The organism is Peribacillus loiseleuriae (genome assembly GCF_001183985.1).
Classification (GTDB): Bacteria; Bacillota; Bacilli; order Bacillales; family DSM-1321; genus Peribacillus; species Peribacillus loiseleuriae.
On the sequence record NZ_LFZW01000001.1, the window covers coordinates 3,320,896 to 3,336,214 of the forward strand.

General features: G+C 38.9%; 11 protein-coding genes. 1 reads left to right on the forward strand and 10 read right to left on the reverse strand.

Features of this window, described 5'->3' with window-relative positions; translation table 11 throughout:
• Positions 1 to 12 precede the first annotated feature (12 nt).
• The 3 genes from buk to AC625_RS15465 all read right to left on the reverse strand — a co-directional run bounded on the left by buk (position 13) and on the right by AC625_RS15465 (position 4,971).
• Positions 13 to 1,125, reverse strand: a complete 1,113-nt coding sequence (gene buk, locus AC625_RS15455; protein ID WP_156187558.1) for a butyrate kinase — start codon at positions 1,123 to 1,125, stop codon at positions 13 to 15.
• A gap of 326 nt (positions 1,126 to 1,451) precedes the next feature.
• A complete protein-coding gene (gene bcd, locus AC625_RS15460; RefSeq protein ID WP_049682090.1) occupies positions 1,452 to 2,549 on the reverse strand; it encodes a branched-chain amino acid dehydrogenase in 1,098 nt (365 codons plus the stop codon).
• Between the two features lie 343 nt (positions 2,550 to 2,892).
• Entirely contained in the window at positions 2,893 to 4,971 is a 2,079-nt protein-coding gene (locus AC625_RS15465; protein WP_049682091.1) for a sigma-54 interaction domain-containing protein, read from the reverse strand.
• A 203-nt stretch (positions 4,972 to 5,174) separates the two neighbouring features.
• On the opposite strand from AC625_RS15465, the gene AC625_RS15470 reads away from it, so the two are divergent.
• Positions 5,175 to 5,408, forward strand: a complete 234-nt coding sequence (locus tag AC625_RS15470; RefSeq protein WP_049682092.1) for a DUF2627 domain-containing protein — start codon at positions 5,175 to 5,177, stop codon at positions 5,406 to 5,408.
• A 142-nt stretch (positions 5,409 to 5,550) separates the two neighbouring features.
• Here AC625_RS15470 and AC625_RS15475 read toward each other — a convergent pair whose 3' ends face one another.
• The 7 genes from AC625_RS15475 to dxs form a co-directional block, all read right to left on the reverse strand.
• Positions 5,551 to 6,285, reverse strand: a complete 735-nt coding sequence (locus AC625_RS15475; protein WP_049682093.1) for a glycerophosphodiester phosphodiesterase — start codon at positions 6,283 to 6,285, stop codon at positions 5,551 to 5,553.
• A 750-nt stretch (positions 6,286 to 7,035) separates the two neighbouring features.
• Entirely contained in the window at positions 7,036 to 7,842 is an 807-nt protein-coding gene (gene spo0A, locus AC625_RS15480) for a sporulation transcription factor Spo0A (protein WP_245645020.1), read from the reverse strand.
• A gap of 292 nt (positions 7,843 to 8,134) precedes the next feature.
• Positions 8,135 to 9,430, reverse strand: a complete 1,296-nt coding sequence (gene spoIVB, locus AC625_RS15485) for a SpoIVB peptidase (RefSeq protein WP_049682095.1) — start codon at positions 9,428 to 9,430, stop codon at positions 8,135 to 8,137.
• 274 nt (positions 9,431 to 9,704) lie between these two features.
• Positions 9,705 to 11,426 (reverse strand): DNA repair protein RecN, encoded by a 1,722-nt coding sequence (recN, locus tag AC625_RS15490; protein WP_049682096.1) that lies wholly within the window; start codon positions 11,424 to 11,426, stop codon positions 9,705 to 9,707.
• Positions 11,427 to 11,450: 24 nt separating this feature from the next.
• Positions 11,451 to 11,900 (reverse strand): transcriptional regulator AhrC/ArgR, encoded by a 450-nt coding sequence (ahrC, locus tag AC625_RS15495; protein ID WP_049682097.1) that lies wholly within the window; start codon positions 11,898 to 11,900, stop codon positions 11,451 to 11,453.
• Between the two features lie 525 nt (positions 11,901 to 12,425).
• A complete protein-coding gene (locus AC625_RS15500) occupies positions 12,426 to 13,265 on the reverse strand; it encodes a TlyA family RNA methyltransferase (protein ID WP_049682098.1) in 840 nt (279 codons plus the stop codon).
• 4 nt (positions 13,266 to 13,269) lie between these two features.
• Positions 13,270 to 15,162 (reverse strand): 1-deoxy-D-xylulose-5-phosphate synthase, encoded by a 1,893-nt coding sequence (gene dxs / locus AC625_RS15505; RefSeq protein WP_049682099.1) that lies wholly within the window; start codon positions 15,160 to 15,162, stop codon positions 13,270 to 13,272.
• Positions 15,163 to 15,319 lie beyond the last annotated feature (157 nt).

Below are 15,319 nucleotides of genomic sequence, written 5' to 3' on the forward strand. Positions count from 1 at the left end.
CCCTCCTTCATTTCATCTGTGCACATTAACAGCGTTTAGCTGCTTTCCTAAATACTCCTTCGCAGTTTCTCTGCCATCGAGTACTCTTAGTGCACCTTCTGCTAACGCTTGTAATTCATTTTCACCCGGATGAACGGTTACATCTGCAATCCAGCTGACTTTCTTGGAAATACTGTCAACAAAACGCCTACCGTAGGCAAGACCTCCAGTTAAAACAATACAATCCACTTTTCCGGAAAGCACGGTCGCAGCTGAACCAATCTCCTTCGCTATTTGATAAGCCATGGCTTCATAAATCAGCTCTGCATGCTTATCACCTTTATCTATCATTTTCTCAACAGTAATCGCATTATTGGTACCAAGATACCCAACAAGTCCGCTTTGTCCTACTAACTGTCTCATTACTTCTTCACGGAAATAATCACCCGAGAAACAGAGTCTTACAAAGTCGCCAATTGGAACGGTCCCAGCACGCGCTGGGCTAAAAGGTCCTTCTCCATCAAGGCCATTATTAACATCAATTACTTTACCACCTTTATGAACGCCAACTGTGACTCCACCGCCCATATGGACAACAATGACATTCAGCTCTTCATAGCTTTTTCCTAATTCAGAAGCCGCTTTCCTTGCTGCTGCTTTCTGATTTAGTGCGTGGAATATACTTTTGCGTTCTATCAAAGGTAATCCGGATATTCTCGCAATCGGTTCAAGTTCATCCACAACCACCGGGTCGACAATATAAGCAGGGATATTCAAACCATTGGCTATTTCATAGGCAATGATTCCCCCTAAATTAGAGACGTGCTGTCCATTATAGCCTTTCCTTAAATCTTCAAGCATCGCCTTATTCACTGTATAAGTGCCACCTTCAATAGGTCGTAATAATCCACCTCGTCCACACACTGCATCCATTTTTGAAAGGTTGATTTCTTCTTTATCTAAGGCAGCAAGAATCATCTGTTTTCTAAAATGATCTTGCTCATTGATTGTTTTAAATTCAGCGATTATTTCCTTATCATGCGTAATGGTTCGTTCCATTACAGGTAGACTATTTTCATATACACCAACTTTCGTCGATGTAACAGCAGGATTAATAACAAGAATTCGATATCTAGACACTGGCAAAATCATGATCCTCCTTAGAAAAACTGTCACCGGTCCTTAGCTACAAAAAGTAGTTATTCTAACGTAAACAGATGTTGGATGTTATCTTAATTCGAGAGGCTAGGCTGTTTTCGCTTGATACTAAAACTCATTGAAAAAAATTTCTTACTCTTTTAAAACAAATCTAGGCTGACATAAAGTGAAACTTCCCCGCAACCTGCGGCACTCAAAGGATTTACAGTCTGTTTACCCCCACCTATTTTTTTACAAAAATTGAGGTGGGGGTATTACAGCCTGTTAAACCGGGATAAACATGGTACTTCAGCTAACTCATCTCTGTTCTCTGATTATTTCCTGCGATTCAATATATGTTTTTCGTTTTGAAGAAATTGGCTTCTAGAATTTCTCATTCTCTTAATTCTTTCTTCAGCCATGCGGTCTGCAGCAAGGTAAGTCGGAATACCGTCACGTTTTGCGATTTCAATAACCTTCTCAATCGTGTTATAGACACCCTCTACTTTTTTCATAGCACGCTCTCGGTTATAGCCGTATAATTCATCAGCAACGTTTATGACTCCACCTGCATTGATCACGTAATCTGGAGCATAAACAATCCCCATTTCGTGAATTTGGTCCCCATGACGTGGGTCTTTCAATTGGTTATTCGCAGATCCAGCAATGACTTTTGCTTTAATTTGAGAAATCGTTTGATCATTAATAACAGCACCAAGTGCACATGGTGCATAAATATCGCATTCTACTCCATAAATCTCATCCGTATTGACAGCACGAGCACCAAATTTCTCAACTGCACGCTGTACCGCTTCCTTATTAATATCCGTTACAATCAGTTTCGCGCCTTCTTCATGTAAATATTGCAATAAGGTAAAGGCTACATTTCCAATACCTTGTACAGCGACTGTTTTTCCTTCCAATGAATCTGTGCCAAAAGCCTCCTTCGCTGCTGCTTTCATTCCTTGATAGACACCGAAAGCCGTTACTGGTGAAGGATTCCCTGATGATCCAAATGCAGGTGAAATACCCGTTACAAAATCGGTTTCTTCATGAATCAGATCCATGTCAGCCACTGTCGTTCCCACATCTTCAGCTGTAATATAACGACCATTTAATCCTTGTATATAACGACCAAACGCTCTGAACATTTCATCGTTTTTATCTTTTCGTGGATCGCCTATAATAACTGTTTTACCACCGCCTAGGTTTAATCCTGCCGCAGCATTTTTATAAGTCATTCCTTTGGCAAGTCTTAGAGCGTCCTCAATGGCTGCTTCTTCAGATTCGTACGTCCACATTCTTGTACCGCCAAGAGCAGGTCCTAGTGTTGTATCATGAATCGCAATAATTGCTTTCAATCCCGATTGTTTATCCTGACAAAATAAAAGTTGTTCGTAATCATATTTCTCTAGATAAGTAAAAATTTCCATGAAAGTTCCTCCTAATAAACGGGTTTTTCCCATCTGAAGTTGATATATGGCAAGTACTAACGAATAGGTCTTGCCTGCAACGAATCTGCTTGATCACACAATAGGTGCTTATATTCCAGCTCATATAGCAGCATCTATGTTTATATGTTCCTTATCTGAGGATTGTGACCATTAATCGTTGTCACTAAGCTAAGATAAAAAAAGCAAGTTGATATTTTGCCCTTCTCCTTGATTTCAACACAATATATATGCAAGATACATGCCAACTTTATATGACCGCAACAATCATATCCGGACGACTATCTCTTTAAAATGATATGCAAATACTTGCATATCATGAAAATTATTGCGCGTCAAAACTTTCAAGTCCATGCTTTTCCATTTTATAATAGAGGTTACGGACCGAAACGCCTAACATTTTTGCTGTATTTGTTTTATTTCCTGAGTTTTTCATTAGAGCTTGCTTAATAATCTGATGTTCATAACGATCCATCTGTTCGCTAAGAGGTTTATTCTCTGTCTGCAAGTGATCTTTTTTTAATGGTGACTCTTTACCGCCTTGTTTATAGGATTCGATAAAATCAGGGATATGATGCTCTTCAATGATTGTTTCAGTTAATTTCATAAAAATAATTGTACGTCCAAGAATGTTTTCCAGTTCTCTTACATTTCCAGGCCAATCGTATTGTTTTAATCGTTCAATCGCACTAGGGCTAATTCCTTCAATCGTCCGACCATATTCTTGATTGATTTTGTGAATTAAGTGGAGAGCAAGTTCTTTAATATCTTCCTTTCGATTCCTTAATGGCGAAATATGAATCGGCATCCGGTTCATTCTAAAATACAAATCTTCACGAAAGCTACCATTAGAAATGGCTTTTTCCAAATTAATATTGGTGGCTGCAATCACACGGACACTAATTGGAATAGGTATTGTGCCCCCAACCCTGACGATTTCCTTCTCCTGAAGCACTCTTAATAATTTTGCTTGCGTGCTCGCTTTCAATTCACCAATTTCATCGAGAAAAATACTGCCGTTATTCGCCTCTTCAAAAAAACCCTTTTTTCCGCCGCGTTTCGCCCCAGAAAAAGCCCCTTCATCGTAGCCGAATAATTCACTTTCAAGAAGGGATTCTGAGATTGCGGCACAGTTCACACGAACAAATTTATTATACTTTCTGTCACTTGCATTATGTATCGCATGGGCAAACAATTCTTTCCCTGTTCCAGATTCACCACGAAGGAGTACCGTCGCCGGCGTTTTCGCACAAAGCTTTGCTTGTTCGATTGGCAGACTCATTTCTTCTGATTCGCCAATAATATCAGTAAAGGTATATTTCGCTTCCAGGGTCCGGATTATTTGCCTGGCTCGTGTTAATTCAGTCGTTAAATGTTGAATTTCTGTTACATCATGTACTACCCCGACGCTCCCTTTAAGACGACCATCAACAATGACTGGCGCAACATTGACAATCACTTCTTTCCGCTTAGGACCCAACCTCATCTTAACGCCTCTGACAGATCTTCTCGTTTCCAAGACACGCATATGCATGCTGTCTCCTTCATAAATATCCGTTGTTGCTGGCTTACCGATAATTTCTTCACGGCTTAATCCAGTAATTCTCGTATAAGCAGGGTTTATAATGAGTCCCCGCCCTTCCTCATCTACGACGGATATAGCGTCATTACTTGACTGAATAACGGCTTCAAGTAATATCTGAACTTCCTTAAGGTCGGTAATTTGCTCTGCTAAATCAACAGCGTCGGTAATATCTTTAAAGACTGCAAACGCCCCAATTATTTCGTTTTGTTCATCAAGCAATGGAATTCGTGTCGTAATGATTTTCAAGCCGTTTTCAAGTACTTGTTCTTTATTTACTTCGGTTCGATTCGTCTGAAGAATTTTTGGGAGCCTGCTGTTATGGATTACCTCATGGATATGCATGCCAATTACGTCTTCTTCGCTTCTTTCTATCATTCGCTCTGCACTACGGTTAAACAAAATGATACAACCATACTTATCAATCACGATCATCCCATCATTTATCGTATTGAAAATGAGTTCATGTTCGTACGATTGTTTTTCAAGCTTTTCAATTAATAACTTTTTTTCTTCAAACAGCTCAATTATTAGAAATGCGACACTTCCAGTAATCAGCAAACAGTTCCCTTGCGATGCTTGCCTGATTTCTCGAAAAACCTGTTCATTTCCTGTTGCTTCGATAATCACATCCATCGATTCCGTTTCTACAGACTTCCAATCAGTAGCGGTTGGAATAGACAGTTTTTTTGCATAAACCATCCCTTCAGCATTTTCATTGATATCAACAACTGAAGCCACTAAAAACATTTTACTTTCATGTAGCATTCGCAAAATTGCTGTTCCACCTGGTCCCGCCCCAACGATCATTACTCGCTGCATAAATACCCACCTCGGCTATATCTGCAATTTTTTTCATAGTATATCAATTATTAAACGCAACTTTTTTCAAACTCACCTTTATTTTAATGAATTACCTGTCTCTTGACAAATCTAACGCATCCCTTATCATATAAAATAAGACATCATCTCAATAAAGTTATGATGCCAAGTTCCAAAGTTCTCATTTTGAGGGGTTTTTATTTATGAAACGAGCTATCGCTTTTCTTATCCTTTTCATACCCGGCGCACTTGCTGCCTACGGAATTAAGATAATGAGAGATATGCTGTTTGGAATCTCTCAATTCCCATACCCAGCCCTTTGGGTCCAATTTTTAGTAGGCCTGTTTCTAACCATTAGCGGGATTGGATTTATCGCAGGATTTGTACTCCATCGCGACCGGAAGAAAGATAAGGTGCAAACAAGATTTAAAGTGTGAAAAAGAGGCTGTCCCAAAAGGATCTAACCCATCTACTTAACATACAGTTGATAGTGATACTTTCACTTCATTTAAACTGTATGTAGTAGTTGCCAGTCTGATTCTTTTCTTTTGGGACATCCTCTATTTCACTATATAAGAGTTACTGTACGTCTATCGTATTTCGTAGCTTTACTGCTCGTTCTGGAAAATCTGTGATAAATGCGCTGATTCCAATTTCGAAAAGATGTCTCATTTTATCTTCATTATTGATCGTATAAGGACGGACCGCTACTCCTTCTTTCATTGACGCTGCAACGATTGCATCCGGTGCCGTATGAATCGAAGGGTGAATCGCTTTCGCCCCAATTGATGTAGCATATACCCATGGCATATATAAGCCATCCCGATAGAGTGGCGCTGTTTCAATCTCTGGGGCGATTCGGTATGCGTATACAAGGCTATAATGATTAAAAGAAGACAAAATGACTCGACTTTCCATTGAGTACGTCCGCACTAAAGCGATAACTTTCTCTTCCAGGCCTCGGTAAGGATAAACGCCATTTTTCAACTCAATATTTAAAATCAGATTCGTACCTTGAATCCAGGCAAGCACTTCTTCTAAGTTTGGAATCGTAGCTCTCGCGAACTGCTTCTGAAACTTATATCCCGCATCTAACGATTGAAGATCTTTCCACATATGATCTTTCACATTTCCTTTACCGTTCGTTGTGCGATCCAATAATTCATCGTGAATCACAACCACTTCACCATCTTTTGAAAGTTGTACATCTAACTCAATCCCATCAGCTCCCACTCTGTAAGCCTCGTAAAAGGAAACCATTGTATTCTCGGGGTGCGTTCCGGCGGCTCCCCTATGAGCAAAAATTTGAGTCATGTTTCTATCCTCCCAAGTTAAAATCATTTAAAATTCAAGTCGATGTTTCCGCATGAGAAGATCTCTTTTACCATCGTGTTCAACTAGTTTTATATTTTTATAACAATATTTTCTCATCCAGCTGAATTTTCACCCCACAGGACACCTACGTCAAAATGATCCATCGTTGGCAGATATACTTTCTTTAATGCTTGTTAAAGGTAAGAACCATACCTTTTCCTTTCACGGCTTTTATTCTATTAATTGACATTCTTTCTGAATAACTGTCACCAATACAGCTTCGCGAATAATTTCCAGTATGCATTTCCAGTCAGATTCTCAGCGACAAAATAGGGGTATTAACTATAGGAGATTTTCTTCCGCACAAATCAGATACGAATGAGGCAATTATTTGATCAAGGTCAATCTCCACTCTTTTTCCGCCGATAATGAAAACGCTTCCTTAACATCCTTTAATTGAGCCTTAAATGTTCGGATAAAATTTTGTTCATTCCAAAGTAATCGTATATCCGTTTCCGGAGCAGAGAATCATTTCTTTTTATTTATTCCTTCCGAACTCAATTGAATAAACAAAAGGGGACATTCGATTTATCGTATGAAGTTTTTAGAAATGGCAGATACGTATAACGATTTGACCAGCACTCATAAAAAAAAGCAGCTTCGCCAATATCGGATAATCCCGATAATTCGAAATTGCCTATAATTATCAGGGGTGCTTCTAAGGGTAAGAAGATCTACATTCTAACCCTCTCAAGAAGCCTTATGTTCTAATCGTAATTTATCCGCTACCATGGCAATGAATTCCGAGTTCGTTGGTTTTGCTTTTGACATGGAAACTGTATAGCCAAATAAAGAAGATATAGATTCAATATTACCACGACTCCAAGCAACTTCAATTGCATGACGGATTGCACGTTCCACTCTACTGGCGGTAGTATTATATTTCTTAGCAATATCAGGATATAGAACTTTTGTAATAGATCCTAGCAACTCGATATCGTTATAGACCATCGAAATCGCTTCCCTTAAATACATATATCCTTTAATATGAGCAGGAACACCAATTTCGTGGATGATACTCGTGATGTTGGCATCAAGATTTCTTGGTTTTGATTCAACTGGGCGATATCCAGATTGAGAAGGCTTATTCGTAATTTGATTACTTTTTCCACTTACCTGGCGAATATGGCCACCTAAGTTTTCCATATCAAATGGTTTGAGGATGAAATAGGAAGCCCCAAGATCAACTGCTTTCTTCGTTACATCTTCTTGACCAAAGGCAGTTAACATTATGACATTAGGCATAGAACCACGCTTCATTTCCCGCAACTTTTCCAAAACAGCAAGGCCATCTAGATGAGGCATGATAATATCTAATATAAGAATATCAGGATCGATATTTTCAAGCAGACTTAAACAGTCTTGTCCGTTATAAGCTACACCAATTACTTCCATATCTTCTTGAGAAGAAATATACTCATCCAATAAGGAAACCAGTTCTTTATTATCATCCACAACACATACCTTAATTTTCTTCACGCTTGAATTCCTCCTCAACTACAATTGGTCAATTTTTCTATTATTTCTAAAAACATTGTAATTGAAATTTTCGACATAGGAAACTAAATTCCTTTTATTTTTTAAAAAAATATACAAAATCAATATTTTTCTCGTAAATTCTCTTATTTTCGATCATGTTCGCTAAGTAATATAGGCTTTGTCGAAAATTCTTTATTACTTCTTTCATTCTAACATAGTACATGAATAAAACAGACTGATATACAAAAATATTTGACATTCTTTTCTTTTAGTAAACAGGAAAAGAAGCCCAGACTGAAGGCTCCTTTCTTCAACTCGCTTTCTCCTGCGGATCAGATTTTTCATATATGTCGATACCTGCCTCGTTTAGCATCCATTCAATATGAACCCCATAGCCACTTGTTGGGTCATTTACGAAAACATGAGTTACAGCACCGACTAGTTTTCCATTTTGAATAATAGGGCTACCACTCATGCCTTGTACAATCCCACCAGTCTTCTCAAGCAGTTTCTTATCAGTTACCTTTAATACGATTCCTTTAATAGCTGGGAATTTCTGAGGTATAGTACTGACAATCTCGACATCAAATTCCTCTACTGTTGACCCTTCTAGCACAGTTAATATCTTTGCTGGTCCTTCTTTTACTTCATGGGATAAAGTGATTGGCAAAGGTTGATCAGCTATCCCATTTCCGACTTCTTTTTTCATTTTCCCAAAAATTCCAAATGGACTATTTCTATTAATATTACCGATTATTTCTTTATTTGACGAGAAGCGAGCTAATTTTTCACCCGGATCTCCGTTGCTTCCTTTTTCAATAGATGTTACAGTTGATTGAACAATTTGTCCGTCTTTTACAACAATTGGTTTTTTCGTATCCATATCTGAAATAACATGACCAAGTGCGCCATATTTTTTTGTTTCAGGGTGGTAAAAGGTCATCGTGCCAATTCCAGCGGCTGAGTCGCGAATGTATAGGCCAAGCTTATATGTGCCTTCATTTTTATCTTTTAATGGTAAAAGGTTTGTCTCAATCGTTTCTTTCTCACGTGATATCACAAGTTGAAGGGGTTCTCCTTTTTCACCTGCTTGTTGTACATAAGGGGTTACATCAGACATTTTTTTGATTGTCTGGCCATTTATTTTGGTAATAATATCACCTATCATAACGTGTGCTGCTTCACCAGGTGATTTCTTGCCTTCACCTGTAGCCACTAGATGGTGTCCAACTACTAATACTCCGAGCGTATTTAATTTTACACCAATCGACTGTCCTCCAGGAATCACCTTAAAATCCTTTAACACATGAACATCCACTTTCTTGACTGGGAATCCAGCAACATTCAAAAGTAACTCGCTCGTTCCAGGTTTATCTGCACCAAGTGTTAGCAAACCTGGTTCATCTTGAATAGTTACCCCTTCTTCATTTGAATGAGTCGTCGCATGAACAGCTAAAGTATTACGGATGCTATATTGTTCACCTTCGAAAAGGACAATTTTTTTAGGAATTGAAATATATTCTCGAAATGGTTGATACAATCCTATTGTTAATAGCGAAACAAGGAGAATTCCACCGATGATTCTTTTAATCCATTGTTTGTACAATCTTTTTCACTCCCCTCGCTTTTGCTTTAAATCCTAAATGGCTACACCTTTAATGTAGCCCTCACAGCAAGCATTTATAACTCTAGGCAAAAATAAAAGCTATCCGTTTTTGGATAGCTTTTCAATGAAAAATAATGAGTAATTACGAATAAAGTGAAACTTCCATTAGCGATGACCTTCCGCTAATGCTTCGTCCCGTTCTAGTGTCGCTTATACCTCCTCACTCAAAGCTTTGAGGTGAGGAGGTATACTGTCCGTTAATGTGGGATAAAGACTATACTCCAGCAGTCTGTTTAATTTTCTCCGTCTGTTGTAAAAGTTCTTCAGCATGCTGTTTAGTTAAATCGGTAATCTCGACGCCAGAAATCATTCGACCGATTTCCTTTACCTTGTCCGAATACTGTAAAGGGTGAACAGATGTATTCGTCCGCCCTGCCTTAATATTTTTTGCTATATACAGGTGGGTATCTGCCATTGCAGCGACCTGTGGTAAGTGAGAAATACAAAGAACTTGTGATTCAATGGCCACTTTGTAGATCTTTTCAGCAATGGATTGGGCCACTCTACCACTGACCCCTGTGTCCACTTCATCGAAAATAATTGATGTGATTCCTTGATGTTTGGAAAATATACTTTTTAATGCAAGCATGATTCGCGACAATTCTCCTCCTGAAGCAATTTTAGACAACGGCTTGAGTGGTTCTCCAGGATTAGTGCTAATATAAAACTCCATCTCATCCAATCCGTTACGTCCAATTGTAGAGGAGTCCCCTTCACTAAACGAAAAGGCTGTATGATGAAAATGAGCTTCAAATACCGTTTTTTGCATATGAAGTTCTTTTAATTCCTGTAGTATTTTTTTCGTCAGCTGTCTAGCATTTTTTTCACGTAATTCACTTACATTTTTAGCTTCTAATAACAAATCAGCCTTTACTGATTTTATTTGTGACTCAAGCTTAGATATATGGGTTTCGCGATTCAAAAGTGTTTCAATTTCTTCTTCAATTGCGGCACCGTATACAACAATCTCTTCAATCGTGCTCCCATATTTCCGTTTCAGCTGATTAATTTCGTTCAAGCGGCTTTCAATAAAATCTAGACGTTCCGGATCATATTCAAGAGCATCAAGCTGTTCACTAATGGCAGATATTGCGTCCTCAAGAACGTAATAACTATTCGAGACTGGCTCTGTAATCGTTTTAATGGTCTCATCAAGACCTGCTGCTTCTTCAAGGTTATTCATTGCAACAGATAGCCAATCAAGCCCTTTTTGTTCCCCGGATAATGCTAAATAGCTTGTTTGTAGGGCTTCGTGAATTTTTTCAAAGTTATTGATTTTCTTTCTTTCTTCAGACAGCTCTTCATCCTCATTCAACTTTAAATTCGCTTGCTGAATTTCATCAAATTGAAATTGAATTAAATCCAAACGATGAACCATTTGTTGTTCATTTTGGCTTAATTTTAGAAGTTGTTTCATCGCATGATCATATTCTTTATAGAGCTTTTGGTATTCTCCTAGCGCCTTGGCAATTTTTTCGCCGCCGAATTGATCGAGCAGTTGCAGATGAAGACGCCCATCCATCAGTTCTTGATGTTCATGCTGGCCATGAATATCGATCAACGTTCTACCGATTTCACGCAGCAGCGCAATCGTCACAAGCTTGCCATTTACCCTACAAACACTTTTGCCACTTGTCGACATATCTCGGCGCAGCACGATCATTCCATCGCTTATCTCGATCCCTAATTCCGAAGCTTTTCGATAAACCGGATGGAGTTCGTCGTCAATTTGAAATAACCCTTCAATTTCCGCCTTTGTTTCCCCATGTCTAATAAACTCTGCAGATCCTCTACCGCCAACTAACAAGTGAATCGCATCGATAATAATCGATTTACCGGCACCTGTTTCCCCTGTTAAAACAGTCAAGCCCTTTTCTAACGAAACTGAAAGGGCCTCAATAATCGCAAAGTTCCTTATAGAAAGTTCTGTTAACAAACTCTCATCACCTCTCAGTCTTCATTAGAGCATATCTAAAAATCGATTAGAAATTTCTTCAGTATCTTCTGGAGTACGGCAAATAATTAAGCATGTATCATCGCCACAAATCGTACCTAATATTTCTTCCCAATCTAAATGATCAATTAAGGCGCCAATTGCCTGTGCATTACCCGGCAAGGTCTTTAATACGAGAAAATGGCTCGCCGAATCAATCCGAACAAATGCATCAATCAGCATTCGTTTTAATTTCTGAAGTGGATTAAAGCGCTGGTCTGCAGGTAGACTGTATTTGTATCGACCATCCATTAGCGGTACTTTCACGAGATGCAGTTCCTTAATGTCTCTTGAAATCGTCGCTTGAGTAATAGAAAAGCCAGCATTTTTCAACGCATCCACTAAATCATCTTGTGTTTCTATATCATTATTCGTGATGATATCTCGAATCCTTATATGTCGTTGACCTTTATTCATTTATTTAAAGCTCCTCTAAGTTAGCTGTCCAATTAATTTAGACCGCTACTATTTATTATATAAATAATGTTAGCGGATTTGCTTGAAATTGTACAATTTTTTCTTGCATTCGACAGCATTTATTTGAATATGTGTGAAATCGGGGTTTCATACGAATGAACAAAAAATCGTTATTTGTATGTTTTCAATGAATGAGCTCTTATTTTATCTTCTTTTCTAATCGACAAAATTTTTTGGGCTGTAATTTTAAGGATTTGGATTGAATGATGCTCATTCTGGGGTGCAAATCTCGATTCCGGCGCGAAAAGGACTCGTTCTGATGTGTAAAAAACATCGTTCCAGATCGTAAACCTTAATTTTCGTTACTAGAGGCGCTCCTTTTTTCGCGAATTAGTGGGCTAACAGTAGGTTGTTTTCTTTCATATTGCTCGGAATTTACATAAATCAATCCCAAAACTAGCCATTTACTAAGCATCTGTAAAAAAAGCTCCGTCAACAGTTATACTGCATCAGGAGCTCTACTATTTATTCATCATTTTTCGTTTGCTTTAATTCTTGATGAGCATTCTGAACAATTTCTTCAACCGACTGCTTCAAGAAGTTCTCTCCTTGATCTTTTTCACCTTGCCACTTAAGATGCAAAAGGAATTCAATATTCCCTTCGCCACCTTTAATCGGAGAAAAAGAAGCATCATGAATATCATACCCCTCACCTTGAGCGAAATGAATAATTTTATCCATCACCTCACGATGAATTTTCACATCACGTACAATTCCTTTTTTACCTACTTGATCCTTGCCTGCCTCAAATTGAGGCTTAACCAGGGCAACAACATCACTATTAGCGACCAATAATGTTTTCAAGACAGGTAATATCAATGTAAGCGAGATAAATGAAACATCAATGCTCGCAAAATTAGGCATTTCCCCATCAAGGTCAGCAGGTGTGACGTAACGGAAGTTCGTTCTTTCCATTACCTTCACTCGATCATCTTGTCTTAGCTTCCAGGCAAGCTGATTGTAACCCACATCAAGCGCGTAAGACATCTGTGCCCCATTTTGTAGGGCACAGTCAGTGAATCCTCCAGTTGAAGCTCCGATATCAAGCAGTACTTTTCCTTCAACAGATAATTCAAACTGTTTCAATGCTTTTTCTAATTTTAACCCGCCTCTAGATACGTAAGGCATGACTTTCCCTTTAATGGTGAGTACTAAATCAGTTGAAACCTTTTCACCCGGCTTCTCTAATCTTTCCTCATTTCCATAAACAAGGCCCGCCATAATCATTCGTTTTGCTTTTTCCCGAGTTTCTGCCAACCCAGATTCAACAAGTAAAATATCAAGTCTCTCTTTTTTCGCTTTCATTCATTCAAGCCCTTTTTTGCTTTTTCGGTGTAATTCGTTTGATGTTCCGCACCGTGTCCTCTACTGTCATGCCGATTTCTGCGAGTAATTGATTCACACTTCCATGTTCAATGAAACGGTCTGGAATACCCATTCGGTCAATAATCGCACCATGATATCCATGCTCATGAGCAAATTCAATCACCGCACTGCCAAATCCGCCTTGAAGAACGGCTTCTTCAATCGTTAAAATCGGCATCTTCTGCTCAAGTAATTGATGCATCATGTCATTGTCTAATGGTTTAATAAAGCGTGCATTCACAACCTTAATCGAATACCCTTGTTTCTCTAAGAACTCCGCCGCATCCATTGCCATTGGAATCGTTGTACCAAATGTTAAAATGCAAGCATCTCTACCCTCTTTCAACACATCCCAAGTTCCAATCGGAATTTCTTTCAGTTGTTCGTCCATCGGGATACCATACCCATTCCCGCGTGGAAATCTCATTGCAATCGGACCATCATCATATTTTATCGCTGTATTAACCATATGCTGGCCTTCATTTTCATCTTTTGGCATCATCAAGACCATATTCGGAATATGACGCATAAAGGCGATGTCAAACACTCCTTGATGTGTTTCCCCGTCTGCCCCGACTAAGCCTGCTCGATCGATTCCAAAAAAGACATTTAAGTTTTGACGGCAAATATCATGAACCACTTGATCGTAGGCGCGTTGTAAAAAAGTAGAATAAATCGCAAGAAACGGTTTCATTTTTTGCGTGGCAAGTCCTGCTGCAAAGGTTGCCGCATGTTGTTCAGCAATGCCTACATCATACATTCGTTCCGGAAATTCACTTGCAAAGCCTTCTAGTTTAGAACCGACCGGCATAGCAGGCGTAATCGCAACAATTCGTTCGTCGGTTCGCGCGAGTTTCCTTACTGTTTCACTAACAAGTGAACTCCAAGCAGGAGCTGTTGTCACCGTTTTAACAAAATCGCCCGTTTCAATTTTATAAGGTCCTGTTCCATGCCAGTTTCCAATTGTATCAGATTCTGCTGGAGAATACCCCTTCCCTTTTTTCGTAATCACGTGTAAAAGGACAGGGCCTTTTGTTTTTTTAGCATAACGAAAATTCTCGAATAACTCATCAAAGTTATGGCCATCCACTGGTCCCAAATAAGTAAATCCTAGCTCTTCAAAAAATACCCCTGAAACCAACAAATACTTTAAGCTATCTTTAATACGCTCAGCTGTAGCAGCGACTTTCCCACCGACTGCTGGTATTTTCTTCAGTAATAATTCAAGCTCATCTTTCGCCCAATTATATTTCCCAGCCGTCCGAAGTCTTCCTAGTACGGAATGCAAGGCCCCTACGTTTGGCGCGATCGACATTTCATTATCGTTTAAGATAACAATCATATCTTTCTTTTCATGCCCAATATGGTTAAGTGCTTCAAGAGCCATACCACCCGTTAAAGCACCATCCCCGATAATTGGAAGAACATAGTTTTTTTCCTTCTTCACATCGCGCGCTGCGGCCATTCCCATTGCACCAGAAAGAGAAGTTGAGCTGTGGCCAGTTTCCCATACATCATGCTCACTTTCGTTCATTTTCGGGAAACCGCAAAGTCCTTTGTATTTTTTCAGAGTATCAAATTGAGAAGCACGGCCTGTCAGGATTTTATGAACATAAGATTGATGTCCAACATCCCACAGAAATTTATCCTGTGGACTGTTGAACTCCTTATGTAATGCGATGGTCAGCTCAACCACCCCAAGGTTTGGGCCAATGTGTCCACCAGTAATCGATAATTTCTCTATTAAAAACTTTCTAATATCGGCACTTAATTCTTTTAATTCTTCATTATTCATTGCTTTTAAAAAAGATGGGTCTTTTATAGATAGAAGATCCAAATTGGATCACTCACTTTCTGTTATTTCCAGGTCTTATCAGAGACCTATGGCTGGAAAATTCTAATTTAATTACTATGAGAGGTTGTTCAAAAAGTCCGGTAAAAATAGCTGTCGAATTTCTTCGTCGCTTTGTCTCTCCGGTCCTCAAGACGATCGC